Origin of the sequence: Rhodococcus sp. IEGM 1318 (assembly GCF_033142465.1) — a bacterium.
GTDB lineage: Bacteria > Actinomycetota > Actinomycetes > Mycobacteriales > Mycobacteriaceae > Rhodococcus_F > Rhodococcus_F qingshengii_B.
The window spans coordinates 215,124-236,782 of the sequence record NZ_JAWLSC010000010.1 but is presented as its reverse complement, the minus strand read 5'-3'; the positions used below and the strand labels follow the sequence as shown (position 1 = coordinate 236,782).

At 61.0% G+C, this 21,659-nt stretch carries 24 protein-coding genes and 1 tRNA gene; 9 read left to right on the top strand and 16 right to left on the bottom strand.

Annotation, left to right across the window (positions count from 1 at the left end; translation table 11 throughout):
- Nucleotides 1–330 precede the first annotated feature (330 nt).
- The 13 genes from R4P65_RS23085 to R4P65_RS23025 form a co-directional block, all read right to left on the bottom strand.
- On the bottom strand, nt 331–5,052 hold the full coding sequence (locus tag R4P65_RS23085) for a phage tail tape measure protein (protein ID WP_317828256.1): 4,722 nt from the start codon (nt 5,050–5,052) through the stop codon (nt 331–333).
- 47 nt (nt 5,053–5,099) lie between these two features.
- Nucleotides 5,100–5,609, bottom strand: a complete 510-nt coding sequence (locus R4P65_RS23080) for a hypothetical protein (protein ID WP_317828255.1) — start codon at nt 5,607–5,609, stop codon at nt 5,100–5,102.
- 17 nt (nt 5,610–5,626) lie between these two features.
- The gene (locus tag R4P65_RS23075) at nt 5,627–5,884 is read right to left on the bottom strand and encodes a hypothetical protein (RefSeq protein ID WP_317828254.1); all 258 of its coding nucleotides are present in this window, start codon (nt 5,882–5,884) and stop codon (nt 5,627–5,629) included.
- Complete coding sequence (locus R4P65_RS23070; RefSeq protein WP_317828253.1) at nt 5,884–6,318, bottom strand: helix-turn-helix domain-containing protein; 435 nt, start codon at nt 6,316–6,318, stop codon at nt 5,884–5,886. Before R4P65_RS23070 ends, R4P65_RS23075 begins: the two co-directional genes overlap by 1 nt.
- Nucleotides 6,315–6,689: a hypothetical protein gene (locus R4P65_RS23065; RefSeq protein WP_317828252.1), complete on the bottom strand. Its 375-nt coding sequence runs from the start codon at nt 6,687–6,689 to the stop codon at nt 6,315–6,317. The genes R4P65_RS23070 and R4P65_RS23065 overlap by 4 nt, the downstream gene beginning before the upstream one ends.
- 178 nt (nt 6,690–6,867) lie before the next feature.
- The gene (locus R4P65_RS23060) at nt 6,868–7,215 is read right to left on the bottom strand and encodes a hypothetical protein (protein WP_317828251.1); all 348 of its coding nucleotides are present in this window, start codon (nt 7,213–7,215) and stop codon (nt 6,868–6,870) included.
- A complete protein-coding gene (locus tag R4P65_RS23055; RefSeq protein WP_317828250.1) occupies nt 7,208–7,534 on the bottom strand; it encodes a hypothetical protein in 327 nt (108 codons plus the stop codon). Before R4P65_RS23055 ends, R4P65_RS23060 begins: the two co-directional genes overlap by 8 nt.
- Nucleotides 7,531–7,824 (bottom strand): WhiB family transcriptional regulator, encoded by a 294-nt coding sequence (locus R4P65_RS23050; RefSeq protein ID WP_317828249.1) that lies wholly within the window; start codon nt 7,822–7,824, stop codon nt 7,531–7,533. The genes R4P65_RS23055 and R4P65_RS23050 overlap by 4 nt, the downstream gene beginning before the upstream one ends.
- Nucleotides 7,821–9,776, bottom strand: a complete 1,956-nt coding sequence (locus R4P65_RS23045) for an AAA family ATPase (protein WP_317828248.1) — start codon at nt 9,774–9,776, stop codon at nt 7,821–7,823. The genes R4P65_RS23050 and R4P65_RS23045 overlap by 4 nt, the downstream gene beginning before the upstream one ends.
- Nucleotides 9,777–10,240: 464 nt before the next feature.
- Nucleotides 10,241–10,483, bottom strand: coding sequence for a hypothetical protein (locus R4P65_RS23040; protein ID WP_317828247.1), 243 nt, complete (start codon nt 10,481–10,483; stop codon nt 10,241–10,243).
- Nucleotide 10,484: 1 nt separating this feature from the next.
- Nucleotides 10,485–10,973 (bottom strand): hypothetical protein, encoded by a 489-nt coding sequence (locus R4P65_RS23035; protein ID WP_317828246.1) that lies wholly within the window; start codon nt 10,971–10,973, stop codon nt 10,485–10,487.
- Complete coding sequence (locus tag R4P65_RS23030; RefSeq protein WP_317828245.1) at nt 10,973–11,332, bottom strand: hypothetical protein; 360 nt, start codon at nt 11,330–11,332, stop codon at nt 10,973–10,975. The genes R4P65_RS23035 and R4P65_RS23030 overlap by 1 nt, the downstream gene beginning before the upstream one ends.
- On the bottom strand, nt 11,329–11,520 hold the full coding sequence (locus R4P65_RS23025) for a helix-turn-helix domain-containing protein (protein WP_317828244.1): 192 nt from the start codon (nt 11,518–11,520) through the stop codon (nt 11,329–11,331). The genes R4P65_RS23030 and R4P65_RS23025 overlap by 4 nt, the downstream gene beginning before the upstream one ends.
- 106 nt (nt 11,521–11,626) lie before the next feature.
- Here R4P65_RS23025 and R4P65_RS23020 point away from each other — a divergent pair, with 106 nt between their 5' ends.
- Nucleotides 11,627–12,292 (top strand): DNA-binding protein, encoded by a 666-nt coding sequence (locus tag R4P65_RS23020; protein WP_317828243.1) that lies wholly within the window; start codon nt 11,627–11,629, stop codon nt 12,290–12,292.
- The gene (locus R4P65_RS23015; protein WP_317828242.1) at nt 12,285–13,457 is read left to right on the top strand and encodes a site-specific integrase; all 1,173 of its coding nucleotides are present in this window, start codon (nt 12,285–12,287) and stop codon (nt 13,455–13,457) included. Before R4P65_RS23020 ends, R4P65_RS23015 begins: the two co-directional genes overlap by 8 nt.
- A gap of 72 nt (nt 13,458–13,529) precedes the next feature.
- Here R4P65_RS23015 and R4P65_RS23010 read toward each other — a convergent pair.
- Nucleotides 13,530–13,603, bottom strand: a tRNA-Gly gene (locus R4P65_RS23010).
- A gap of 304 nt (nt 13,604–13,907) precedes the next feature.
- Here R4P65_RS23010 and dcd point away from each other — a divergent pair.
- The 4 genes from dcd (at nt 13,908) to R4P65_RS22990 (ending at nt 16,640) form a co-directional block, all read left to right on the top strand.
- Nucleotides 13,908–14,477: a dCTP deaminase gene (dcd, locus tag R4P65_RS23005; RefSeq protein ID WP_019747488.1), complete on the top strand. Its 570-nt coding sequence runs from the start codon at nt 13,908–13,910 to the stop codon at nt 14,475–14,477.
- Nucleotides 14,478–14,502: 25 nt separating this feature from the next.
- Nucleotides 14,503–14,787: a hypothetical protein gene (locus tag R4P65_RS23000; protein WP_230816431.1), complete on the top strand. Its 285-nt coding sequence runs from the start codon at nt 14,503–14,505 to the stop codon at nt 14,785–14,787.
- Between the two features lie 91 nt (nt 14,788–14,878).
- Entirely contained in the window at nt 14,879–15,085 is a 207-nt protein-coding gene (locus R4P65_RS22995; RefSeq protein ID WP_230816430.1) for a hypothetical protein, read from the top strand.
- Between the two features lie 31 nt (nt 15,086–15,116).
- The gene (locus tag R4P65_RS22990) at nt 15,117–16,640 is read left to right on the top strand and encodes a hypothetical protein (protein ID WP_317828241.1); all 1,524 of its coding nucleotides are present in this window, start codon (nt 15,117–15,119) and stop codon (nt 16,638–16,640) included.
- A 3-nt stretch (nt 16,641–16,643) separates the two neighbouring features.
- On the opposite strand, the gene R4P65_RS22985 is transcribed toward R4P65_RS22990, so the two are convergent.
- Nucleotides 16,644–17,396, bottom strand: a complete 753-nt coding sequence (locus R4P65_RS22985) for an IclR family transcriptional regulator (RefSeq protein WP_230816428.1) — start codon at nt 17,394–17,396, stop codon at nt 16,644–16,646.
- A complete protein-coding gene (locus R4P65_RS22980) occupies nt 17,396–18,907 on the bottom strand; it encodes an APC family permease (protein WP_317828240.1) in 1,512 nt (503 codons plus the stop codon). The genes R4P65_RS22985 and R4P65_RS22980 overlap by 1 nt, the downstream gene beginning before the upstream one ends.
- Before the next feature lie 238 nt (nt 18,908–19,145).
- Between R4P65_RS22980 and R4P65_RS22975 the strand changes: the two genes are divergently transcribed.
- From R4P65_RS22975 to tatA, 3 genes are read left to right on the top strand one after another with little or no spacing between them, the layout of a single operon-like run.
- Nucleotides 19,146–20,726 carry a flavin monoamine oxidase family protein gene (locus R4P65_RS22975; protein WP_317828311.1) on the top strand — a complete coding sequence of 527 codons (1,581 nt, stop codon included), beginning with the start codon at nt 19,146–19,148 and terminating at the stop codon, nt 20,724–20,726.
- Between the two features lie 39 nt (nt 20,727–20,765).
- Nucleotides 20,766–21,437, top strand: coding sequence for a Rid family hydrolase (locus R4P65_RS22970; RefSeq protein WP_230816426.1), 672 nt, complete (start codon nt 20,766–20,768; stop codon nt 21,435–21,437).
- Nucleotides 21,437–21,613: a Sec-independent protein translocase subunit TatA gene (gene tatA / locus R4P65_RS22965; protein WP_019747480.1), complete on the top strand. Its 177-nt coding sequence runs from the start codon at nt 21,437–21,439 to the stop codon at nt 21,611–21,613. The genes R4P65_RS22970 and tatA overlap by 1 nt, the downstream gene beginning before the upstream one ends.
- Nucleotides 21,614–21,659 lie beyond the last annotated feature (46 nt).

The window sequence follows — 21,659 nt, the reverse complement described above, 5'->3', positions numbered from 1 at the left end:
GCGTTTGCGCAGGTCAGAGGGATCGTTCGCAGGTCGAACGAGTTGCATCGCCGCAGGTCAGGGCATTGACTGACATTGAATGAAAGGGGACTTTGGAGTTGAAAGTCTCGTCGTCTCGGATTGGCTTGCGGCCGACCGCCGGTGCCCCACTGTCGGTTGGCCGGCACCCGAATCGTGTGAGGTCATTTTGACCATGCACCCGATTGCATCGCAGTGAACGAGGAGACCATCCCAGATGCCCTTCGTCACTCGTCGGTCGTGATCGACAACCACCCTCCGGGTTCGCGGAGAGTGGCTGTCCATGGTCACGCAGGACCTTGAGGCGCATGATCAGAACCGAGACCCTGCACCGAGTGCTCTGGTGTTCTCGATCTGACGGATGCGGCGTGCGTTCTCTTCAACGTCGCGGGTGGTGATGTTGTAGACGCTGGATGGTTTGCTGGCCACAGTCATCAGCCGATCAACCTGAGCAGTCAAGGCACTGATGTCCGCACTACCGCCATCGCCACCCTTGGTGCCGCGCATCAGCGCGAAGTCGCGACTGAGATTCAGCCGCTCGTCCGCGGTGAGCATCCACTCCTCGGCGCCCGACAGGTTCAGTGCCGCAGTGCCGTGAGGAACCGGTCCACCGCCGTCGCGTAGGACAGTCGGCAACCGAAGTGCTTCGGCCACTCGCTTCTGCCAATCATCTCCGCCGATTTTAGAAATCATGGATTCCCAATTAGGAATTCCCGGAGTCACGGGAAGTTGTGCCTGAATCTCCGCAGTGCTGAAGGTCGGAGTCGCGGCGGCAGCGATGGGTGTCGTCTTCGTTCCCATCAACCCTTCCCAGTCGGTGGTGAACCAGTGGGAGTTCGAGATGGACTCGGGTAGCTGTTCGACCAGGGCGCCGGCGATGATGCCACCGACGTCGGAACCGAACTGCTTGAAGCGATCATTGAGCGAGAACGTCTTACCGTCCTTGGCTTCGGTCGCATCCTTGCGCGCCTGTTCGAGTCGGTTCTGTGCCGAGTACACGGCGATGTCGGCCTTCTCCTTGTCCAGTGATGTGGACGTGGTGTCGGCGTACGTCTTGTCTCGGGACAGCTGGGCGTCGAGTACAGCGATCTCCGCATTGCGGATGCCGATCGCATCCTCGGTCATAGCTCCAGTGAGAGCGGGAGCCGCAGTGATCGACGTTGCCGATCCGGCACCGTCTCGCTTCTGTTCGAGTTCCTTGACCTTCAGTTCTGCGCGTTGAACTTTCAGGTCCGCCTGTTGCCGATCGGCCTCAGTCTTCTTGTCATTGGCGTAGACGGCATCTCGATCTTCCTGAGCCTGGATGATTGACACGCGTGCGGACTCGAGAGCGAGGGCATCTTTCTCAGTCCAGGGATCCTTCGCGACTCCAGCCGAGTACGACGCTCCGGAACCGCCAGAACCTCCAGTGAGTGCCATCTGCAGCGCCGGCGAGAGTGCGGCGTCGGGAAGATGGAACTGCGCAGGGAACTGACTGTCGTCATAGCCAGCCGCATTGCCGCCGAATGTCGATCCGGAGTTACTGCCACCGTTCTCGACATCAACCCGAGAGCCGTCCTTCAAGAACAAGGTGCCGGCCATATGCTCCTGGCTGACACCGATCCGGAAGTGACCTTCACTGCCACCGGGCTGCATGCCCTGCAGGTCGCCGCCCAGGATCGAGTACGTCGTCCACAGTCGGCGAGGCTGCTGCCCCATGCCCGTTGCGGCGATGTGGGACATATACATCGAGCAATCCCACGGCCCGTAGTTGTAGCCGATCCCAGCCTTGGCCCGGGCGAAGTTGATCATGTTGTCGAGACCGTCAGAGCCGATAGCTCCACCGTCTGCGAACTTCCCAACCTTGCCCTGCGCCAGTGCGGCACGGAATCGGAACACTCCGTCTTGGCCGCCCAGGCTGTCGACATCTTCGGTGGTGAGCATGTGCTCGCCGGGCATTGCCAGGATGGGAACGGAGTCCTTACCTGGAACGCCGCCCTCGATAGGCCCACCGAGTGCTCGCCCAGCTGCACCGAAGACCCCGAACGGGAGTGGAGTTGAGTAGGCCGGTGTCGACGGGAGTCCGATTGGGACCTGAAGGTTGTTGATACCCGTCTGCAGAGCGTTGATCTTGTTCCAGGCGTCACCGTCATTGATCTGGATGTACGTGCTTTTGTTCGGGGGAATCAGGTTGAACTGCGTGATCAATGCCGCTACTGCTTGCTCGGAGTATCCGGCGTGTAGCAACGTCTGGGTGAAGGCATCGATTTCGCGTTGCGCTGCCGCTTCCGCAGCCGCTGCCGCATCCTCGTGAGACTGACCCTGCTGGATGGCCGATTGGTAAGCGGCGTTGGCTACCCCGTCGAAACCCGACATGACATTCTTAAGCTCGGAATAGAGTCGCGACCCCGCTGCCGTCGAGGTGTCGATGTTGCCGGCCGCGTCGACAACCCCGGTACCAGCTTCGCGCGCTGCCTCGCCGAATCCACGCATTGCATCATTCATCTGCTGCTGCGCGTCCTTCATGGACAGCTGATCCCCACGAAGCTTGGCCAGGCCGCCATTGAGAATGTCGATCTTCGAGGCCGCCCCGCCTGTCGATTCGCCGAAGGCTCGCATCGTGCTCGACATCGTGCCGAGAGCTGTGGCTGTACCTGATGCGTCGATGAACCCCGCGGATAAATCGAGACGTCGCTGAGACTCGGCCAGCTTGCGGGCTTCCTCGTCGAGCTTCTTGTAGTCCGCCAACGCGTTTGCCGCTTCGTTGGCCTTGTCCTTCGCGCCGCCGATGTTGAAGAGAGATCCCAGGGCTGAGGATGCGAATCCTTCGGATCCCTTGCCTACGCGCTGCTTGTTCACCTCGGCTTCGATCCGAGCCTGATCCTCGAGAACTCGGAGAGTGGCCTGCATTTCGGAGCGAGATCCTGCGAGGCCCTTCGCCGCTACACCGCCGGATACTCCAACCGCTTCGAGGTACTCGACCAGCGAGCGTCCGGTACCTGCGAGCTTCGAACTCTCCAAGGCGTTGGCCGCTGCCCGTTGCGTAGTGGCATTGAGAGCACCGTTGGATTCGTAGAGCGCCTTGCCGAGCTCCTCAGCAGACTGCTTGAGCATCCGGTTGTGTTCCGCTGCCTTGCGTTGCGCCGCTGAATAGACGGAGAACGCCGCGATCGCTGCACCGATACCGATCATCCATGGACCACCAACGGCGCTCATCAGATTCGAGCCCATGGTTTTGAGGCCGGTTCCCGCCGCAGCCAACGTGCCGATGGCGGTACCGAATCGCTGAGCTCCCGTCGAGGCCGTCACGAACGACTGTCCGATACGCGAGAGGCTTCCCGATCCGGTCGAAAGCACCTGCATCGAACCGGCAAACCGCCCAACCCCAGCACCCGCCTGACCCGATAGCGTGGTGAAGGCTCGGAAGTTTCCACCCGCAGTCTGCAGTGAGGTGCCCAGATTTCGAACCGTGCCGGGAAGTCCTTGGATTCGAGTTCCGAGTCCGTGTGCGGCGGTTGCCATCCGGCCCATGTCGCCGACGCCTCGGGCCATGAATGCACTCGTAGCCATTGAGGCAACCTTGAGGGCAACGAGTCCGACCGCAACGGATTGGATAGGGCCTGGGAGAGCTCCGAACGCACCTGCCGCGGTGCTGACAACACTGACCAGAGGCTGGATGGCGTTGAACGTGGTTGAGATGACCCCCGTTGTGAGGCTGAGGGTTCCCTGCAGGGTGTCGACGACGCTGCCCGATTCCATTGCGCCTTCGGCGATGGACTTGAGTCCGTTGCCGACACTGACACCCATCTCGGCCAGCGAACGCCCCGTGCTGACGACGTTGTTGAATGCGCCCTGAAGCATCGGAAGGTCTGTCAGGGATCCACTGATAACTTCGTTGAATCCGGCCATCAGGCCGTTGGAGTTGTGCATTGCCGCGTCGAACTTGTCGAGTCCGCCGTCGACCAGGTTGACCACAGCAGTTCCGAATCCTGCGAGTGGTCCGTCGATCAAGTCGTAGAGCTGAAGCTGGAGACGCTCGGACGTGTTCTGGATACGCTCGAAAACGCCCGGCAAGCCCTGATTCTGGGCAGCGGCAAGCTCAGCGGCAGCGCCTTGGCGGCCGATTGCTTCGCGCATGACGTTCCAGCCCTCAGAGCCCTGCTCTGCAGCAACGCCTGAGAGGCGCATCGCGTCAGACCCGAACAGAGTCGCCGATGCCTGCTGATAGATCTCTGGCGTCAATTCGCCAGACGCTTCCTTGAGCTGGCCGAACAGCGACTCCATGCCGACGAAATTGCCCTGGGCGTCATACACGCTCAGGCCGAGAGTTTCCATCGCGGCCTGAGCAGGCTTGCTCGTATCCGTCAAGGACAGCAGGGTCGACTTCAGCAGCGTGCCGGCGTCAGAACCGGTGATACCGGCATTCGCGAGAACGCCGAGAGTCGCCGCAGTCTCCTCGATCGAGAGCCCGAACTGATTGGCCACCGCACCGGACTGCTGAAGTCCGGCAGCGATATCCGTGATCTCAGCACTCGACGCATTGGCCGCGTTCGCCAACACGTCAGCAGCAGTCGCCGCATAGTCAGCATCGAGGCCGAACGCCTGAAGGGCCTGGGACTGAATTGTCGCAGCCTCGGCCGCATCAATCTGTGCGGCAGCCGCCAACTGCAGCGTTCCCTTGGCTGCCTCCATCGACTGATCGACCGAGAAGCCACCCTTGGCAAGCTCCGTCATCGCCGCAGCAGCATCATTCGCCGACGTAGCCGACAGCTCGACATCATTGCCGAGTTCCATCGCCTTCTGTTTGACGACGTCCATCTGTGCCGCGGTCGCACCCGAGACGCCCGACATCGAATTGAGCGTGCGAGTGAACTCGTTACCCAAGTCGATGACGGACGCGAAACTTACAGCCGCACCGGTTAACGCAAGGGCGCCGGCGATCTTTCCGGCAAAGTTGGATGCAGCATCACCGGCACCCTCCAAGCCCTCTTCGAACTGGGAGTTGAACTCCGATAGATCGGCTGCAACCTCGACATCAATTCTTCCGCCTGCCATGGCATTACCTCGCAAACGTCAGGGGTTGATTCTGATGAGAGTTCATGTCAGAACCCCCGCCGGCGGAGGTAGCCCTCAGCCGAGGGCTGGGGAGCAGATGAAGCTCCAGAGCTGTTGTCGCCGAATATCGCGTTCCAGGTGTCTTCGCCATCCGACTCCGAGGGAGCCGCAGACTTTGGCGGGCTGCTGAGCCACGATTGAACTCGGCCGACAGCTTCTCGTAGGCCGGGGCATTCGAGCGTGGCATCCGGCCAGTCCGCGTAGGTTTCGAACAAGCGTTGCACCGAGCTACGGTCAGGGTCCGCCGCCGCAGCGTGCCGGACGCGGTATGGGAGTTTGAGCAACGATTCCGGCGCGATCCCGGATGCTGTGAACTCGGGCAACGAGGACGTTCCGGCGAGAAACATCTTCGGCGCGGGTCCGACGTCGCGAAGGGCGAGCGAGTACACATTCGGATTGATCGACTTGTACTCGTCTTCGAGCGCAGTCGGTGAGTAAGGATCGATTTCAGCGACCTGGCCGGGCTGGACCAGTGAGCCGATCGTGATGAGAGCCATGTCGCGGTTCCTTCGAGTCAGAGTTCTGCGCCGACGCGAAGCGCGTCGGTCGTTGAGTCGTCATCGGCGCCACCCGCTCCAGCCATGGAGAGGAGCTCCACAACTGGAGCGGGGGCGAAATTCGATCGCTCAACGAGCTCGTTCTCGATGAAGTGGTCCACCAGGTCGGGTGGGCACCACTGCGGCACAGGGGATCCGCGGTACAACATCGCGCCGTCACGTGTCCGAGTTGCGGAGATGTAGACACATGCTGACTTGACGTTGTACTGGTTCATTACGCTGCCCTTCCGGATTCCCTCTGCGCCTGCTGGTATGCGAGGACTGCAGTGCGATCGAACATCCATTGACGCGAGGCGAGTTGGCGGGCGTCGAGCGTTGCAGACAAGCGTTGAGCCTGTCGCTGCGATATCCGCAAGATCTTCGCCACCTCTCGTGTCCCGATGTTGTCTAGATCCGAGTGTGGTTGAACCGCTATCGATGTCGTGTCGCGTTGTCCGGTTCCGGACAACGCGAGGAGCTCTCGTGCAGCGTCGTCACACGCCCTGAGAAGTGCCGCGATCTCAGGAGGCGGCGCAATCCCTTCCCTCCGATGTGCCGCGATCAGAGACCGGACGGCACGCTGAGTATTCATCACGGCAGAACCTCGCAGAAGGAGACTTGCACCGAGCACCTGGACCGCAGGGGCAGCCTGCGGTCCAGGAGGATTCATCGCTGGGCCTCCCGATCGGTGACGTCTCGGCGCATGTAGTCGAAGGCGGCGGCTTTCACGTTCGAGTCGATAACGTCGACAATTTGGCTCGGAGACTGACCCATGTCGTTCAACTTCCGGACAAGAGGGTCGAAGCCGAAGTGCATTATCAACGCGATCACGTGACTTGCGGTCGCGCTCCACTGCACAGTGCCGACCTTCTTCTCGGCCGCATTCAGGTGCGCGGCCACCTTGTTCGGGTTTTGTGTCGCGTCGAGGATGTCCTGAAACAACTCCCATGCATCGGCCCGAACCTGGTCGAAGTCAGTCACACCATCGGGGAGCCCTTGGTCGTTGAGATGGAATCGTGTGTCGGGTGTCTTGTCGGTCATTTTTCCTGCTTTCGGGTGAGTTGCTCTGCAACGTCGACTAATTGATTGGCCAGTGCTATCGCTTGTCGCGGTGTCACGACGACGCCGATGCCCGTGTGTCCAAGGGTGATTCGCAGCCGGTTCTTGTTATTCCGAGCGACAGTGACGGGGCCGTCGACGTCAAGGTGCATGCGTGGCACTACAACGTCTTTCGCGCATTCGCGGCCGCATCGGACAAGCTCTGTCGGAGATTGACCCCTACGCCGTCGCAGACTTCGAGGGTGGGCTCGAGCACGTAGGAAGTCATCATCTTGAGCGCAGCGGCGGTCACATACCCGAAGAGGTCCGCCCCAACCTCGTCGAGGTATCGAGCACTGATCTCGGCAAGTGCTTCTTGATCTGAGCTATTGGATGCCATGTCGTACATCAGCTGGATCGCAGATTGAGTGACCACGTCGAAATCCATGATCGCCGTGGGGATGCCGTCGTCTCCGATAATCATGGCGCTCTTGGGCATAGGTCCGGTGGGGTTGATGTTGTCAGCCATTGACGTCGCCCTTCTGGTCGAGTGCGTTCGCCAGCGTGGTGAGGGAGAGTGCGAGGAGTCTGGCTTCGTCGGGCTCCAACGTCCAGGGGCCGAACTCGATGCAATTACCCGTCAATCCATCGGAGACGAAGACCGCGGTGATTGGGATGGTCTGCCATTCCTCCAATTGGGGTTGATACAGGCTGTGGTGATGTCGTTCGACGAACAATCGAGGTGCATCTTCGAACGTCGGGTGTGCCGGGTCTGAGGGCAGTTCAGTCCATGGAGCGATTGGCTCTTCGACTGGTGGGCGTGGCCGGAAATGGAACGATTCGGTCATGACGCTGCCTTTCGTGGGGTGGTTGGCATATGGAGAGTTCCTGCCCAGATACCTGTTGCTTCGGGGCCTTGTTCGCGTGCGGCGGTATCGCACGAATCTCGGACCGAACAGCGGTGACAGATGCTGCGAGCCTTGTGATGACGGGCTTCCCTTTGGTCGGCGCTTTCGCTGGCGTCGTCCGGGAAGTCATCAAAGAGTGGTGCCAATCCGACGCATGCGGCGCCTTCGAGCCTTGGATCTACGAGAGCTTGAAGAAGTTCTGGGATGTGCGACTGCCGGCGTCGACTCATGCGGACCGAACCTTGTTCAGGACACATTCGAGGTGTCTGACGATGCCCGCGGGGAGTCGTTCATTGCACTCGGGGCAGAGCCTGATCAATGACGGGGTCCCGGTCCTCAAGTGGGGAATTTCCACAGTCGGCTCATTCACGGGAGCGTGAGCCGACTGTAATTTCGTTCCAGTTGGCTCATCGAGTTTGCGCAGGTCAGCCCCAGTTGGCTCAGTTGGCTCAGTCAGCTCATGTGAGAGAGTTGAGTGATCCGGTTGAGCCGACTGCACGGGCAGCGACCAGACCGACGTTCGAGGGAATCCCTCGAAGGCGTAAACCACCCCAAGCTTCTTCGCCGCGCGCTTGATGGTCGGTTCCGAGATGCCCTTCTTTCGGGCGTCATCCTTGACCTGTTTTGCGGTGGGCTTACCTTGCTCGGTCAGGTAGTCCTCGAGCCATGCTTCGGCTTCGGATCGGTCGTCTCGGTCGCTATCGTCGGCGCCTTGAAGTAACTCTCGGGCATCGCGAGTGGACTCTCCGAGCCATTCGATCCGGCCGACTTCTGCGTCACCGTCTTCAGTTGGAATCGTTGTGGATACGATCTGCGCTTCCATCGACCGTGTTCTCGGTGCGAGATTGCCTTTGGTGTTGGTGACCACCAAGTGCCCGCTGTCCTCGTCGAGCGCTACGGAAAGAACCGAACGCGCAACTTGGGACCATGCGATCGAGCCGAGGATCAACTTGCCCGTATCCGCTCCGTCGCGCTTTCCGAAGTGACACAGGCCGAAGACGACACAGTCACGTCGTGCGGCCAACTGAGCCAGCGGCTCCAGATACTGACGGACCGCTCGATCGTCTTTCCCTGAGAGCTCGGCCGACATGCTTGACGTGGCCGCATCGAGGACCACCATGGCCATGTCGTATTTCGTAACCAAGTCTTCGAGGGCGAGCGTGTCAAGCGGCAAGATCAATGTTCCGGAGTCACTCATCTCCGTCTGCACATCGACGAAGAACACCCGATCCATGTCTGCCCCGGCTGCTTTCAGCCGCGGTGCGACAGTGAACTCCCTGGAGTCCTCGGTGTGGACGTAGAGGACATTCCGGGGTGCGCCGAACAGTTCCCCTTCGAGCGCGCCGCGAGTGATCGCCGCGCAGATGCTGCCCGCAATCGTCGACTTGCCCAACCCTTCACGCCCCGCCAGCAGGGTCAGCGAGCCTGTCGGGATCCAGTCCGGCATGATCCAGGTGACTCGTCGAGTCTGAACCTCCGATCCTCGTGTGACTTTGAGTCTGCGACCGCGACCGCCGCCCATATCTATCGGCTGAAACTCGTCGAGTCCGCACCCTGCAGCTATATGATCGGCAGCATCCTTGCCCTGTGCTGCGTGAACGACGACGACCCCGTCTGCGAGAGGTTCGAGAATGTCGTAGACCTGCTGAGCATGCTTGTCGCCCGGAGCATCATTGTCGGCCACGATGATCACCACGTGACCGGTCAATGGAGTCCAGTCGAATCGATTCGCCTTGCCGGCGCCCATCGCGGAGCACACCGCGACTGCACCTATCGATTCGAGTGCATGGACGTCCTTCTCGCCTTCGACCACATAGACCGGTGATCCAGTCTGATGCTGGTCGAGTCGCTCGACACGGTAGAGCGCAGTGCCGGAAGTGTTCCCAGCCTGCCGAAACTTCTTAGCAGGTGACCGATGAACAGTCCGGCCGTCACCATAGGAGTACGTCACTCCCTTCGGATCGTCGAACAGGGCAGCTGTGGTCAGCCCAAGCGCCGCAAGGACCTGCTCTTTGTCGTCGGCGTGGCTGTTCATTAGGACTTGGCCGGAGATCTGCCGGAAAGTGACGGAGCGATCACTGTCGGAGTGTCCGGGAGCCTGCGCTGATGCGCTGTCACCGTTGTCTTTCCAGGCAAGCCCATTCTCTTGCCAGCGCGCACGAAGTACGTCGAGGGCTGTCATGCAGCACCACCCTGGATGACTGGTTTCGCGGTGCGCCGCCAGACCCGGGCTGGCGAATCCCAATCGCCCGGGATCGCCCTTGGCCCGTAGCTGTAGAACTCGATGTACCCGTGCCGGTTAAGTTCTCGGATCACTGCCCCGAGCCGGGATGGCTTGTCGTCGACATATCCGGGTAGATCCTCCGCGAATTGCGCGGCCGTAAACTCTGCACCAGTGGAGAATCCAGAGAGCCGTTGTAGTGCCAGCGGCATGAGGTCCGGGTGGGAATTGAGCAACGCGTGAGCGATGCCACTTCGAGTAGAATTGTCTTCAGGCATGAGGCATGCCTTTCTTGTGAGGCGGGAGAGCTCGACTTCCTTTGGGTGGGGAGGTCGAGCTCTCCCGAATTTCGTCAACAGTGATGCCGCGCCAGGCGTTGACTAACTAATGCAGATCTCAGGGACCTTGTGCCGAATTCTGTTCCATCAGAGTCCTTCTCGAATCTCGGCCGCAGTGCGGATCTCGGACTCATCCCGGACGAGAGTGCGGATCTCTTCGCCTTCTGCTTCGCCAAGGACGAGAGCGAGTTCGGTGATGAGGTCTACCGACTCCGCGATCGTGAGTGTGAGGTTCATGTGCTGCGCGAATTGGATGTTGATCCGATTGCGTTCAGTGAGAGTGACTTCCAGCGGTTCGATCGTCGTGGCACTGTGGTTCACGTGAGCCATGTCAGGCCACCTCCCCGATATCGTCCTTGGCGCCCGTGGCGAGGTCAGCCAACAAGAGCAGTCCCCGTGCCATCCACACCGCTTCCTCGACCGTCAGGGAGTACTTCCACCGACGCTCAGGGTGGACAGGTTCTCCGTTACGGCCCCATCCGTGGCGTTCAAAGCTAATCCGGGGTGCACTCTGCTCGGGCTGCTGACTGACGTTCATTGCGATGTATGCCAGTCGCCATGTTTCAGTCTTCTCTTCAAGTTTTGCCAGCTGCAGCGAGCGAGGAATCGTCAACGGGCTTGAACGCCACTCGGACTGGCTCGGTTGTGCGACGTCCCCCTCGTAGCAATCAATGGCGTCATGGTCAGGGTCGGACCAAGCCGGCCTGTCGCGATCAAAGGCTGCAGTCGGGACGTAGCCCTGAAACTCCCTGTGCCGTTCCATTTCCTGTTGAAACTGCGCGCACTCCGCCTTGGCGGCATCAAAATTCTGGTTGCTCATCACGCCACCTCCGCAAAACCGGCACCGTGCGAGAACCGCACAATGAGGGCCGAATCACCGAGAACGGCTGCCAACTCCTCAGCCTCGTCGAAAGACAAACGGAGCGAGCAATTCCCGGCTCCGGGAAGCGTTACTTCGATGCCACCATTTTCGGTGACACCAACGCCAACGCGCTGCTTATTGCCGAGCGAGTCGCGGTGTGACCCGACTCTCACTTCACTTTCGAAGACATTGGGCACTACAATGGTGGACATAGATACTCCTTCGTAAGGGTTGGGGTTCTGAACGGCATCGGCTGCAAATGGGAACGCAACTCCCCGGCGGCCGATGCCGTTTCTTTTTGCTTCGACGAGGCTCAAGACGCAACGCTCGCGTCTGACTGAGATTCCAAGTAGGCGATGAGCTCTTCGATTGCAGTCTCTGCGACAAGTCGTCGCCGCCCTACCTTGATTGATTTGAGTTTGCCGGCCGCGATGTACCCGTAGATGGAAGTGCGCCCAAGGCCGGTTCTGCCGCACACATAGGGGATGGGATGTAGCTGTGCCATGACTTCTCCAGTCTTCGCAGTGCGCAGAATATTTGGAAGGATCTGCGCTGAACGCAAGCGTACGCGCCCGGTTCCCCACGCGCAAGAAGTCGTCTAGAATCTTCGTATGGCGAATACTGGCGGAGGGCAAAGTCGTGAGGTTCTGTGGACCGAGGAATTCGTGCGACGGTTCGGCGCTGCCGCGAAAGAGGTGCGCGGAAAGCGGAGCGCGCAATGGCTTTCGGACCGCACAGCGGAACTGGGGCAACGAATTTCGCCCACAGTGATCGCCAAGTTGGATTCGGGCCATCGGGGGAATGTCTTGCATATATGGGAGGTGGTCCTGATTGCGCAGGCGCTTAATGTGCCCCCGGTAGCGTTGATTTACCCGGACTTGATTGACGGCCCAGTGGAGATTGTCCCAGGGGCCGAAGTGCCCACAAATGATGCGATCCAGTGGTTTACCGGAGAGCGTCCCATGATGCTCGGTGGAGATCTAGAAAAAATGGATCGAGAGGAACTTCGGAGCGCGCGAGCCGCGATCGAAGAACTTCGAAGCAATGCGGCGGGGCTGGGCGTCATGCGCGAATTGCGAGCTGCTCAAAAGGCTCGTGACGAAGCAATGGAGCGGTTGTCGTTTGCCATCGAGCGAAGCAAGAAGGGGTACACGGAGGGTTTAGACACTCGGCGTGACATTGCCAAGGATGCAGAAGCTCGCGTCGAGGCGGCTCTTGCGTTGGTTCGGGAGCGTGGCCTCCGATTCGATGGGGAGTCTGGGGGTGGTGATGAGTAGTCGCAAGCGGCTCCCTCCGGGAATGAAGAAGGTGACCTTGGCGAGTGGAGCAATACGCTATGAAGTCATCCTCGACGCCGGGATCGACCCCGTCACGGAAAAGCGTCGACAGACCCGTAAGCGCTATGTCAGCCTTGATGAAGCGAACGATGCATACGCAAAGATTGCTACCCAGGTCAATGAGGGCACGTACGTAGCTCGATCGTCGGTCACGGTCGAAAAGGCTTGTGCTGACTACGTTGCCGGGCGTCACAAGCTTCGGCCGACGTCGTTGTCGAAGCTCGAATACGATCTAGGGCCATTGCGTGAGCGACACAGCGAAATGTTGTTGCAGTCGCTCACCAAGCGGCACATTGACGACCTCGTTAAGGACTTGGTGGCAGGGGGCACTAAGACAGCAAAGGGTCGCATTCGGAAGCCGTGGTCGCCAGCAGCGGTAAATAAGGTGACTGCGACCGTCGCGCAAATGCTCGAGGACGCGCTCGCGCAAGGGCTCGTGGCTCGCAATGTCGCGGCGAAGGTGGATCGCATTCCGGCCGCGCACAAGGAAATGGACACTTATTCACCGGCGGAGGTAAAGCAACTCCTTGCTCAGGCGGATCAAGATCGTAACGGCCAAGCCTGGCATCTCGCGCTCTCCGGACTGCGGCGCGGTGAAATCGCGGGTTTGCGATGGACCGATATCGATTTCGTCAACAACACGCTCTCGATCGCTAACAATCGAACGAGCGCAGGTGGGAAGACGGTCGAGGGTAATCCGAAGTCGAACAGTTCACGTCGCACGCTCCCGCTGACCGGGACGCTCAAAACCGCTTTGGAGGCTGCGAAGCTCCGGCAGAAGCGCGAACGGCTCGCGTTGGGGCCCGATTATGGTTCAGGCGATTACGTAATGAGTAACGAGGCGGGGGAGCCGTACAACCCAGCTGTGCTGTCGAGGTACTGGGCTCAGGCTGCAAAGGCAGCCGGAGTCCGGCACATACGATTGCACGATGCTCGGCACACTGCGGCGACGACACTGCATCTCCAGGGCGTCCCAGTCGCAGTCATTGCTGCATGGATCGGACACTCGGATGCGAGCTTCACAATGAAGGTCTACGCGCACTCACAGAACGACGCGCTGAAGGATGCAGCGAAGGTTCTCGGAGGCGCAGTGACATCGCTGTGACATTTCGTAGCGATCGAACAACTGTGTGACATGAAGAAAGCGGCTCCAACACTGGTCAGAACCGCTTTTCTGTGGAGCCGATGACGGGAATCGAACCCGCGTATTCAGCTTGGGAAGCTGATGTTCTACCATTGAACTACATCGGCGTCGCAGCGACCGGGCGTGTTTTCACCGCCGACCAACGTGCGTTCCGAACATTATCAGACGAGCTCTCAAGCAGCGTGTCCCTGGCTGTCATTGATCAGATGGCGCGTGTCGAAGTCGGTACGATTGGTGGATGTTTTGTCCACAAGTTCTGCGCGGGAGAGCCTTTCGGTATGGATAGCTCGAGGCAATGTGAGGCAGGGGCACGGCGGGGGAGTCCCGAACTCACCCATCGCGCTTCGTCACCGCAATGTGATCGCCCCGGCGATGGGTCGGCACTGCCCGCGGAACCGGTAACCTCTACCTGTGCTGCTCTCCGATCGTGACATCCGTGCCGAAATCTCCGTTGGACGTCTGGGTATCGACCCTTTCGACGATTCCATGGTGCAACCGTCGAGCGTCGACGTGCGCCTGGACGGTCTGTTTCGGGTTTTCAACAACACGCGGTACACGCACATCGACCCGGCACTTCGCCAGGACGAGTTGACCAGCCTGGTCGAACCGGCAGAGGGCGAGCCGTTTGTGCTTCATCCCGGCGAGTTCGTTCTCGGTTCGACTCTCGAAGTGTGCTCACTGCCGAACGACCTGGCCGGTCGCCTCGAAGGTAAGTCGAGCCTCGGGCGCCTCGGCCTGTTGACGCACTCGACCGCCGGTTTCATCGACCCGGGATTCAGCGGCCACATCACACTCGAGCTGTCCAATGTCGCAAACCTGCCGATCACGCTCTGGCCGGGAATGAAGATCGGACAGCTCTGCCTGCTCAAGCTCTCGAGCGCTGCAGAGTTCCCGTACGGAAGCTCCGAGGCCGGATCCAAGTACCAGGGCCAGCGCGGCCCGACACCGTCGAAGGCGTACCTGAACTTCAACCGCAGCTGAACGAACGAGCTTTGGGGGGAGTCGCATGATCGGAATTTTCTACGGTCTGGTTTTCATGAACTTGTTGTTCGTGACCAGCACCGTGTGTTTGATGAAGCCGTCGAAAGCCAGTGTTGTTGCGACCGCCTGTGCAGGGGTGGCGTGGCTGTTCTTCAATGGACCGATGGAAGGTCAGGTCTTGTGGTCGTTGAACAGGGAACACGGTTTGACGGTCTCGGATCTGATGTCGCTTGTTGCCTTCGGCATCGCCGTCCGGGGATGGAATCAGGTTCGTAAAGTCCGTGAAACCGTCGACGCAGACCGTTTCTGACCTGCACGCTCATCTGGATTGACCGCCACGATTCGGACAGATGTTTCGACCTGGAGCACAACAGTCGTCGAATCGGGCACAATTACTGGTTATGTGGTGGATTGTCGGTGGCGTACTACTCGTATGGGTCGTGTGTTCCATTCCGATTGCCATCCTGGTCGGACGCGGTATCGCGCGGCGGGACCGCGCAGAGTTCGACGGGCGAAATCAACAGTGGGCCGACGAGGTTGTCAGGTCGATCGAGAAGCAATCGGATCAGGCCAACGCCGATCGGCGTAAGCCACCACTGATCAGCTGACCAGCTGGACTTTTCCGGAGGTGAGTTGGGCATGGAACTTCCATCCGATACTCCCGACGACGTCGTGGCCGCGGCCGCCGGCGGACCCAGGGTTCCGCAGTTCGATCCCACGGTGGGGATTTCGGTAGTTCCGCCTGGGGGCGATGCTCCCCACCGGTTGGTAGTCATCGGCGATTCGCTGTCGCAGGGATTTCAAAGCGGGGCGATCTTCAATACCGATCTGTCGTATCCGGCGATCATTGCTCACCAGTTGGGCCGGCTCGACCAGTTCCGCTTTCCCCGTTACGGCGGCCCGGGCGGGCTTCCGCTCAACATCGAACTGTTGCTCCGCACCCTCGAGGAGCGCTTCGGCCCACGGCTCGACCTCTGGGAGGTTCCGCTCGCACTCTTCGCTGCACGTGCGTTCACGGACCAGGTGGAGGACTACTGGGAACGCGGACCGGGCAGCGAAGCCCCGACGTTCTCGGCAATCAACCACAACCTCTCGGTGTACGGGTGGGATCTTCGTGACGCTCTGACCAAGACGGCGCAGGGCTGTGAGGATGCTCTTCGCCAACCGCACGACGATTTGATCAGCCAGATCGTCGAGAACAACGGTGAGCGCGCCGCACTGCGAGTTCTGCCGCGAGGCTCCGACGCCGAGAAGCGCATGACGGTGTTCGACGCAGCAGCGGAGTTGGGCAAGGAGGGCATCGAAACTCTGATCGTCTTCCTTGGTGCCAACAACGCGCTCCGCACCGTCACCGAACTCCGAGTCGAGTGGAGCGGCAACAACTTCCGTGACCCGGACGGTAAGCGCGACTACACGGTGTGGCAGCCCGAGCACTTCGCGTCGGAGTATGCCGAGGTGCTCGCCGCGATCCGGAAGATCAACGCGCAGCACGTCATCCTCTGCACCGTCCCACACGTGACCATCGCACCGATCGCTCACGGGCTCGGCGGAAAGATCGAAATCGGATCACGGTATTTCCCGTATTACGCGCGACCGTGGGTGCGTGACACAGACTTCGACCCACAGCACGATCAACACATCACCGGCGCGCAGGCGTGGGCCGTCGATACCGCAATCGACATGTACAACGACGGTATCGAGCAGGCAGTCGCAAACGCCCGTCGAGTAGGGAAGGACTGGTACCTCTGCGACATCGCCGGGTTGCTCGAGCGCGTGGCTTCACGGCGCTACGTCACCGACGTCAATGCGCGGCCGTCATGGTGGACGCCGTACCCCCTCCCCAAAGCGTTGACCGACCTGCAACCCGTGCCGGACTCGCTGTTCCTCTCCGCCGACGGTCACGGTGGTCGCGCTTCGGGCGGACTCTTCTCGCTCGACGGCGTTCATCCCACGACAGTCGCGTACGGGGTGATGGCGCAAGAACTGGCGAACATCATGGTCACGGCCGGAGTCCAGTTCGACCGCGTGCAGGTCGATTTCGACCGTCTCGTCCGACGCGACACCTTGGTGCGCACTCCGCCGCAGAATCTCGATTCCACGCTCGGCGTCATCGGCTGGGCTGACGAGCATCTCGGCTTCGCCAAACGTGTGTTCGGCCTCTGATTTTCAGCTTGCCTTCGACATCGTCGGTGCAACGATGCGTTCCGCGTACTCCCGCAAGAGCGCCACAAGTTCTGCGTCGTCGACGGAAAGTCTGCCGGTCGGACCTATCGCAGCCAAGGCGCCGACCACACACCTTTCCGCGTCGTGGATCGGGACGGCGACGGCGGAGCGTCCGACACGAATCTCGTCGACCTCACGGGCAGGCTCGCCGCGCCGGATCCGAGAGAGTTCGAGTTCCAACTGGTCGCCGTCGGTGATGGTGTGTGCGGTGACCTTTCGCAATGGGGCCTCGGCCAATTCGGGTCGGCTGGCGAGGAGCAGCTTCCCGATAGCCGACGCGTGAACGGCTGTGACCAGCGTCCGTTCGCCGCTGAGCTCATGGTCGGGATCGCGATCGACCAGTCGAATTCTGTTCTCTGCAAACGACGCGAGGTAGACGCCGAACCGTAGCTGCTCGCGAAGTTCTTCGAGGAGCACCGAATTGTCGACGGGGGTGGGTTCGGCGGCAGCCCCGGCCAATTCACGGGTGCGTCGGCCCAGCGCGAAGCCGGAGAGGTCGGCGATCCGAACCAGGTAACCGTCGGCGACAAGGATGTTGAGCAACCGATACGCAGTGGCAGGTGGGATGTCGGCCAGGGCGGCAATGTCCTTGGCGGTGGCTCCCGATCCGAGCCTGGCCGCCGACTCGAGGAGGGCAAGGGCGCGCTGAACCGCTCGGGGTTCGTGCCCACCGAGGTCGCGTGGTCGGCCCACCATCAGCGAGCGCCGGCAGTCGGCTCGCCCACCAGCACGATGTTTCCGGCTGCGTCGGTGGCGAACACCCCAGCTCCTGGTAGTACGTCCTCGGTTTCGGGACTGTCGAAAGCTCCGACATGCAGCAGACTTTTGGGGCTTCGGCGTCGCAGGTAGAACTGCCAGAGCGTGCCCGAGGTCAGGATCACGAGCACAGCGATCGGTGCAACGTACGCATGGTCGATCGTGTTGGCGTAAACGAGGTAACCGAGAACTATCGCACCGGCACCACTTCCACACGACGCGGCTGTGAGAACACCGGGAGTGTGCTCTCCGATACGCGTCAGGAAGACAACCGATGCGATCGCCACCAGTGCATAGGCAACGATGACGGCACCGCGAACCGTCAGTCGAACGTCGTCGAAAATCTCTCCGCGTCCAAGGATGGCAAAGGCTCCGCCGCCCACCAGAACTGTGCAGACGACGACGGTCAGCGCGAAGTAGGGCGTGCGAAATGCGCTGTGAACCGAGGCGAACCGGCGGGGGAGTAGGCGTTCGACGCCGAACGAGTAGACCAGACGCGACGCAGCATTGGACGACGCCATCGACGACGCCAGCCACGAGCACCCCAGACCGACGTTGAGCGCGATGACGACACCTGGACTCACACCCGTCGCTGTTCCGTGGAGATAGGCGTTGACGAGGGTGTCGCTACGTCCCGACCAAGCGGCCCAGCCCGCAAAGATGAAGAGCGATCCACAGATGATTGGTGTGAGAAGGACTGTGCGGGTGACGGTTACCAGCGGACGACGAGCTTCGGGGCCGAAGAAGGCCGCGCTCTCGAATCCGGCGAGAGCGAACACGGCAGCCAGGGCGGTGAGTAACAGCCCGTGGCCGGAGGTGGGCGGAACGATCTGTGCTTGTTGACTTCCGGAACCGCCCAGAATCATGAGCCCGACGATGAACAGAAGTGAACAGCTTTCGACGACGAGGATCGCGAGAGCGGCAAATCTGACACTTCGAACGAGGGCGCCGAGAATCAGCAGGGCTATCCCCAGATAGAGCGCGATGACGTGAAAAGTCTTGTCCACGTGCACACCCGCGAAGCCGAGCAATGCGATTGCGGCCTGTCCTCCGTGATAGAGCGTCATCGCCGCGCTGCCGACGTACTTGACCAGCATGGCGGTGCCGGTGGTCAATGCTGCCCGGGTGCCCAGGCCACGAAAGACGAAGCTGTGCAATCCGCCCGACGCAGCCATTCGGCGGGTGAACTGCGAAACGCAGAAGGCTATGAGCGTCACCAGCACGGTGGCCGCGATGATGGTGATCATCCCGCTCAACAATCGGCCGTGTGTCAGCATGGTGACGGGCAGAACGACCATCGACACAGCGGGGGCGGTGGTTGCCACCGACTGGGCCAGCACTTCGGCGCCCGAGAGTTGCCGACGGCCCAACGCGCGCAGCGGTGATCGCGCCGGGGGTTGCTTCTCGCGCGTGGTGAAGGACCGCGCGATGGCTTCGGTGAGAGCGGACATGTCGCGTCACGCTAGTCCGGTCCTGTAACGCCGATATTGCGGACATGCTTCCGCTGATCGCACTCGGGTGAGAGAGCCCGATGCTGATGCTCGCAGGTTTCTCACTCGACCCCCACTGACTGTTTCCTGTGCGTCAAGTTCCGGACCCAACGCTCCTGAAGTCTGTGTTCAACACCAACCACCCGGGTCACCGGGAGCACACTGGGGAGCTCGAATGCCATACACACGTAGATCTTTCATGCGCAGTCTGGGAATCACCGGCGGCGCGGGCCTGGCACTCGGTGCTATGTCGTCCATCGGCCTGGCGCCGGCGGTGGCGTCGACGCCGAGGCGATTTCAGGCACCTGCCGCGGGTGACCTGATCGGAAAGGTCAAGGGAAATCACTCCGTCGTGATCCTCGGCGGCGGACCGTCCGGTCTGTGCTCCGCCTACGAACTGCAGAAGGCCGGATACAAGGTCACTGTCCTCGAAGCGCGCAACCGGCCGGGTGGTCGGGTGTGGTCGATCCGCAACGGCACCGAAGAAACCGACCTGAACGGCGAGACACAGACCTGTACGTTCTCCGAGGGACACTTCTACAACCTCGGTGCGACGCGTATTCCGCAAAATCACAACACCATCGACTACTGCCGCGAACTGGGCGTCGAACTGCAGATGTTCGGAAACCAGAATGCGAACACCTTCGTCAACTACACCGGCAACAAGCCGCTGGCCAATCAGTCGATCACCTACCGAGCAGCCAAGGCCGACACCTACGGATACATGTCCGAGCTGCTGCAGAAGGCCACCAATCAGGGCGCTCTCGACCAGGTCTTGAGCAAGGAAGACAAGGAAGCACTCTCGTCCTTCCTCACCGACTTCGGTGATCTCTCCAGCGACGGCCGCTACGTCGGATCCTCGCGTCGAGGGCACGCCGTGGAGCCGGGCGCCGGCCTCAACTTCGGAACCGAGATCGAACCATTCGGGATGAGCGAGGTGATCCAGGGCGGCATCGGGCGTGCATTCTCCTTCGAGTTCGGTTACGACCAGGCCATGACGATGATGACCCCCGTCGGCGGCATGGACCGGATTTACTACAAGTTCCAGGACGCGATCGGCATGGACAACATCGAGTTCGGCGCCGAGGTCAGCGGCATGAAGAACGTGCCGGAAGGCGTCACCGTCGACTACGTCGTCGACGGCAAGACCAAGTCGATCACCGCCGACTACGCAATCTGCACGATCCCGCCGCACCTGATCAAGCGGCTGAACAACAACCTGCCCTCCGACATCCTGCTCGCGTTGGATGCAGCCAAGCCGTCGTCGTCGGGCAAGCTCGGTATCGAATACTCGCGTCGGTGGTGGGAGACCGAGGACCGCATCTACGGCGGCGCGTCCAACACCGACCGCGACATCTCCCAGATCATGTTCCCCTACGACCACTACAACTCCGACCGCGGCGTCGTCGTCGCGTACTACAGCTCGGGTAAGCGTCAACAGGCTTTCGAATCGCTCACTCACCGTCAGCGGCTGGCGAAGGCCATCGCCGAAGGCGCAGAAATCCACGGCGACAAATACACTCGCGACATCTCGTCGTCCTTCTCCGGAAGCTGGCGCCGCACCAAGTATTCGGAATCCGCCTGGGCGTCGTGGGCCGGCGCGGGAGATTCCCACGGCGGCATGGCAACTCCCGAGTACACCAAGCTGCTCGAACCCGTCGACCGGATCTACTTCGCCGGCGATCACCTCTCCAACGCCATCGCCTGGCAGCACGGGGCCTTCACGTCCGCGCAGGACGTCGTGACCCACCTGCATCAGCGTGTTGCGCAAACTGCCTGACGTGCTTCGTTTTCCATCACTTTTTCTGGAGGTCCAATCATGAATTCTCGCAGCACCAAGGTCCTTGCAGCGGCATTTGCCGCCACTGCGCTACTGGGGTTCGCCACGGCCTGCTCGTCTGACGAGGCGGACGCAGAGACCACATCGAGTTCGTTCGTCTCGAAATCGATTCTCGAAGCGGGGCAGGCAAACCCGATGATCGCTCAGGGTGTCGCGATCGGCGGCGACACCGCGATCTACAAGACCAGCGGCATCGGCCCGTCGGCAGGAAACAAGGCGGCGCCGGAAGGTTCGCCGGAGTCGTACATCGACGGTCAGTTCTCCGGCGGTGTTCTGCCGGCCGGTGTCACCGTCACCGAGGCGCAGGGCATCAACGTACTCAAGAAGATCCGCGACAACCTCGAAGCACAGGGATTGAGTCTAGAAGACGTCGTGACGATGCGCGTCTTCCTCGACAACGCGCCGGGATCGGACAAGGCCGACTACACCGGATGGAATCGCGCGTACCGCCAGTTCTTCGCCAATACCAATCTTGACACGGGTGACACGGAGTTGGTGCCGATGGGCACTGCCGAGCCGATCGCTCCGATCGAACGCAACAGTGCCCGGCCGACCCGCTTCGCGCTGGAGGTTGCGGGACTGCCGGTGGCCGGTTGGCTCGTCGAGGTAGAGGTCGACGCGGTGTACCCCGAGGGCAAGGAACCCGCCTGATGGGCGCGCTCAGCCCGACCCACTGGGCGATCGTCGCAGTAGTGCTCGTGGTGCTGTTCGGTTCGAAGAAGCTGCCGGACGCCGCCCGCGGCCTCGGTCGGTCGATGCGGATCCTCAAGACCGAAGTCGGTGAACTGCACTCGGATACGGACCTCGCGTTGGAGAAGCGAGACTGACCTCCGTGCGTGGTTGAGGAGTCCCCGCACTCCTCAACCGCGCACA

Excerpts from the sequence above, each read along its gene's own strand:
- R4P65_RS23075 (WP_317828254.1), bottom strand. The coding sequence starts at position 5,884 with ATGAACCAGTACAACGTCAAGTCAGCATGTGTCTACATCTCCGCAACT.
- R4P65_RS23035 (WP_317828246.1), bottom strand. The coding sequence starts at position 10,973 with ATGAGCAACCAGAATTTTGATGCCGCCAAGGCGGAGTGCGCGCAGTTT.
- tatA (WP_019747480.1), top strand. The coding sequence starts at position 21,437 with ATGGGCGCGCTCAGCCCGACCCACTGGGCGATCGTCGCAGTAGTGCTC.
- R4P65_RS23065 (WP_317828252.1), bottom strand. The coding sequence starts at position 6,689 with ATGACCGACAAGACACCCGACACACGATTCCATCTCAACGACCAAGGG.
- R4P65_RS23040 (WP_317828247.1), bottom strand. The coding sequence starts at position 10,483 with ATGGCTCACGTGAACCACAGTGCCACGACGATCGAACCGCTGGAAGTC.
- R4P65_RS23085 (WP_317828256.1), bottom strand. The coding sequence starts at position 5,052 with ATGGCAGGCGGAAGAATTGATGTCGAGGTTGCAGCCGATCTATCGGAG.
- R4P65_RS23080 (WP_317828255.1), bottom strand. The coding sequence starts at position 5,609 with ATGGCTCTCATCACGATCGGCTCACTGGTCCAGCCCGGCCAGGTCGCT.
- R4P65_RS23060 (WP_317828251.1), bottom strand. The coding sequence starts at position 7,215 with ATGGCTGACAACATCAACCCCACCGGACCTATGCCCAAGAGCGCCATG.
- R4P65_RS23070 (WP_317828253.1), bottom strand. The coding sequence starts at position 6,318 with ATGAATCCTCCTGGACCGCAGGCTGCCCCTGCGGTCCAGGTGCTCGGT.
- R4P65_RS22995 (WP_230816430.1), top strand. The coding sequence starts at position 14,879 with ATGTGGTGGATTGTCGGTGGCGTACTACTCGTATGGGTCGTGTGTTCC.
- R4P65_RS22990 (WP_317828241.1), top strand. The coding sequence starts at position 15,117 with ATGGAACTTCCATCCGATACTCCCGACGACGTCGTGGCCGCGGCCGCC.
- R4P65_RS23020 (WP_317828243.1), top strand. The coding sequence starts at position 11,627 with ATGGCGAATACTGGCGGAGGGCAAAGTCGTGAGGTTCTGTGGACCGAG.
- R4P65_RS23025 (WP_317828244.1), bottom strand. The coding sequence starts at position 11,520 with ATGGCACAGCTACATCCCATCCCCTATGTGTGCGGCAGAACCGGCCTT.
- R4P65_RS23055 (WP_317828250.1), bottom strand. The coding sequence starts at position 7,534 with ATGACCGAATCGTTCCATTTCCGGCCACGCCCACCAGTCGAAGAGCCA.
- R4P65_RS23050 (WP_317828249.1), bottom strand. The coding sequence starts at position 7,824 with ATGAGTCGACGCCGGCAGTCGCACATCCCAGAACTTCTTCAAGCTCTC.
- R4P65_RS22985 (WP_230816428.1), bottom strand. The coding sequence starts at position 17,396 with ATGGTGGGCCGACCACGCGACCTCGGTGGGCACGAACCCCGAGCGGTT.
- R4P65_RS23015 (WP_317828242.1), top strand. The coding sequence starts at position 12,285 with ATGAGTAGTCGCAAGCGGCTCCCTCCGGGAATGAAGAAGGTGACCTTG.
- R4P65_RS22980 (WP_317828240.1), bottom strand. The coding sequence starts at position 18,907 with ATGTCCGCTCTCACCGAAGCCATCGCGCGGTCCTTCACCACGCGCGAG.
- R4P65_RS23000 (WP_230816431.1), top strand. The coding sequence starts at position 14,503 with ATGATCGGAATTTTCTACGGTCTGGTTTTCATGAACTTGTTGTTCGTG.
- R4P65_RS22975 (WP_317828311.1), top strand. The coding sequence starts at position 19,146 with ATGCGCAGTCTGGGAATCACCGGCGGCGCGGGCCTGGCACTCGGTGCT.
- R4P65_RS23045 (WP_317828248.1), bottom strand. The coding sequence starts at position 9,776 with ATGACAGCCCTCGACGTACTTCGTGCGCGCTGGCAAGAGAATGGGCTT.
- R4P65_RS22970 (WP_230816426.1), top strand. The coding sequence starts at position 20,766 with ATGAATTCTCGCAGCACCAAGGTCCTTGCAGCGGCATTTGCCGCCACT.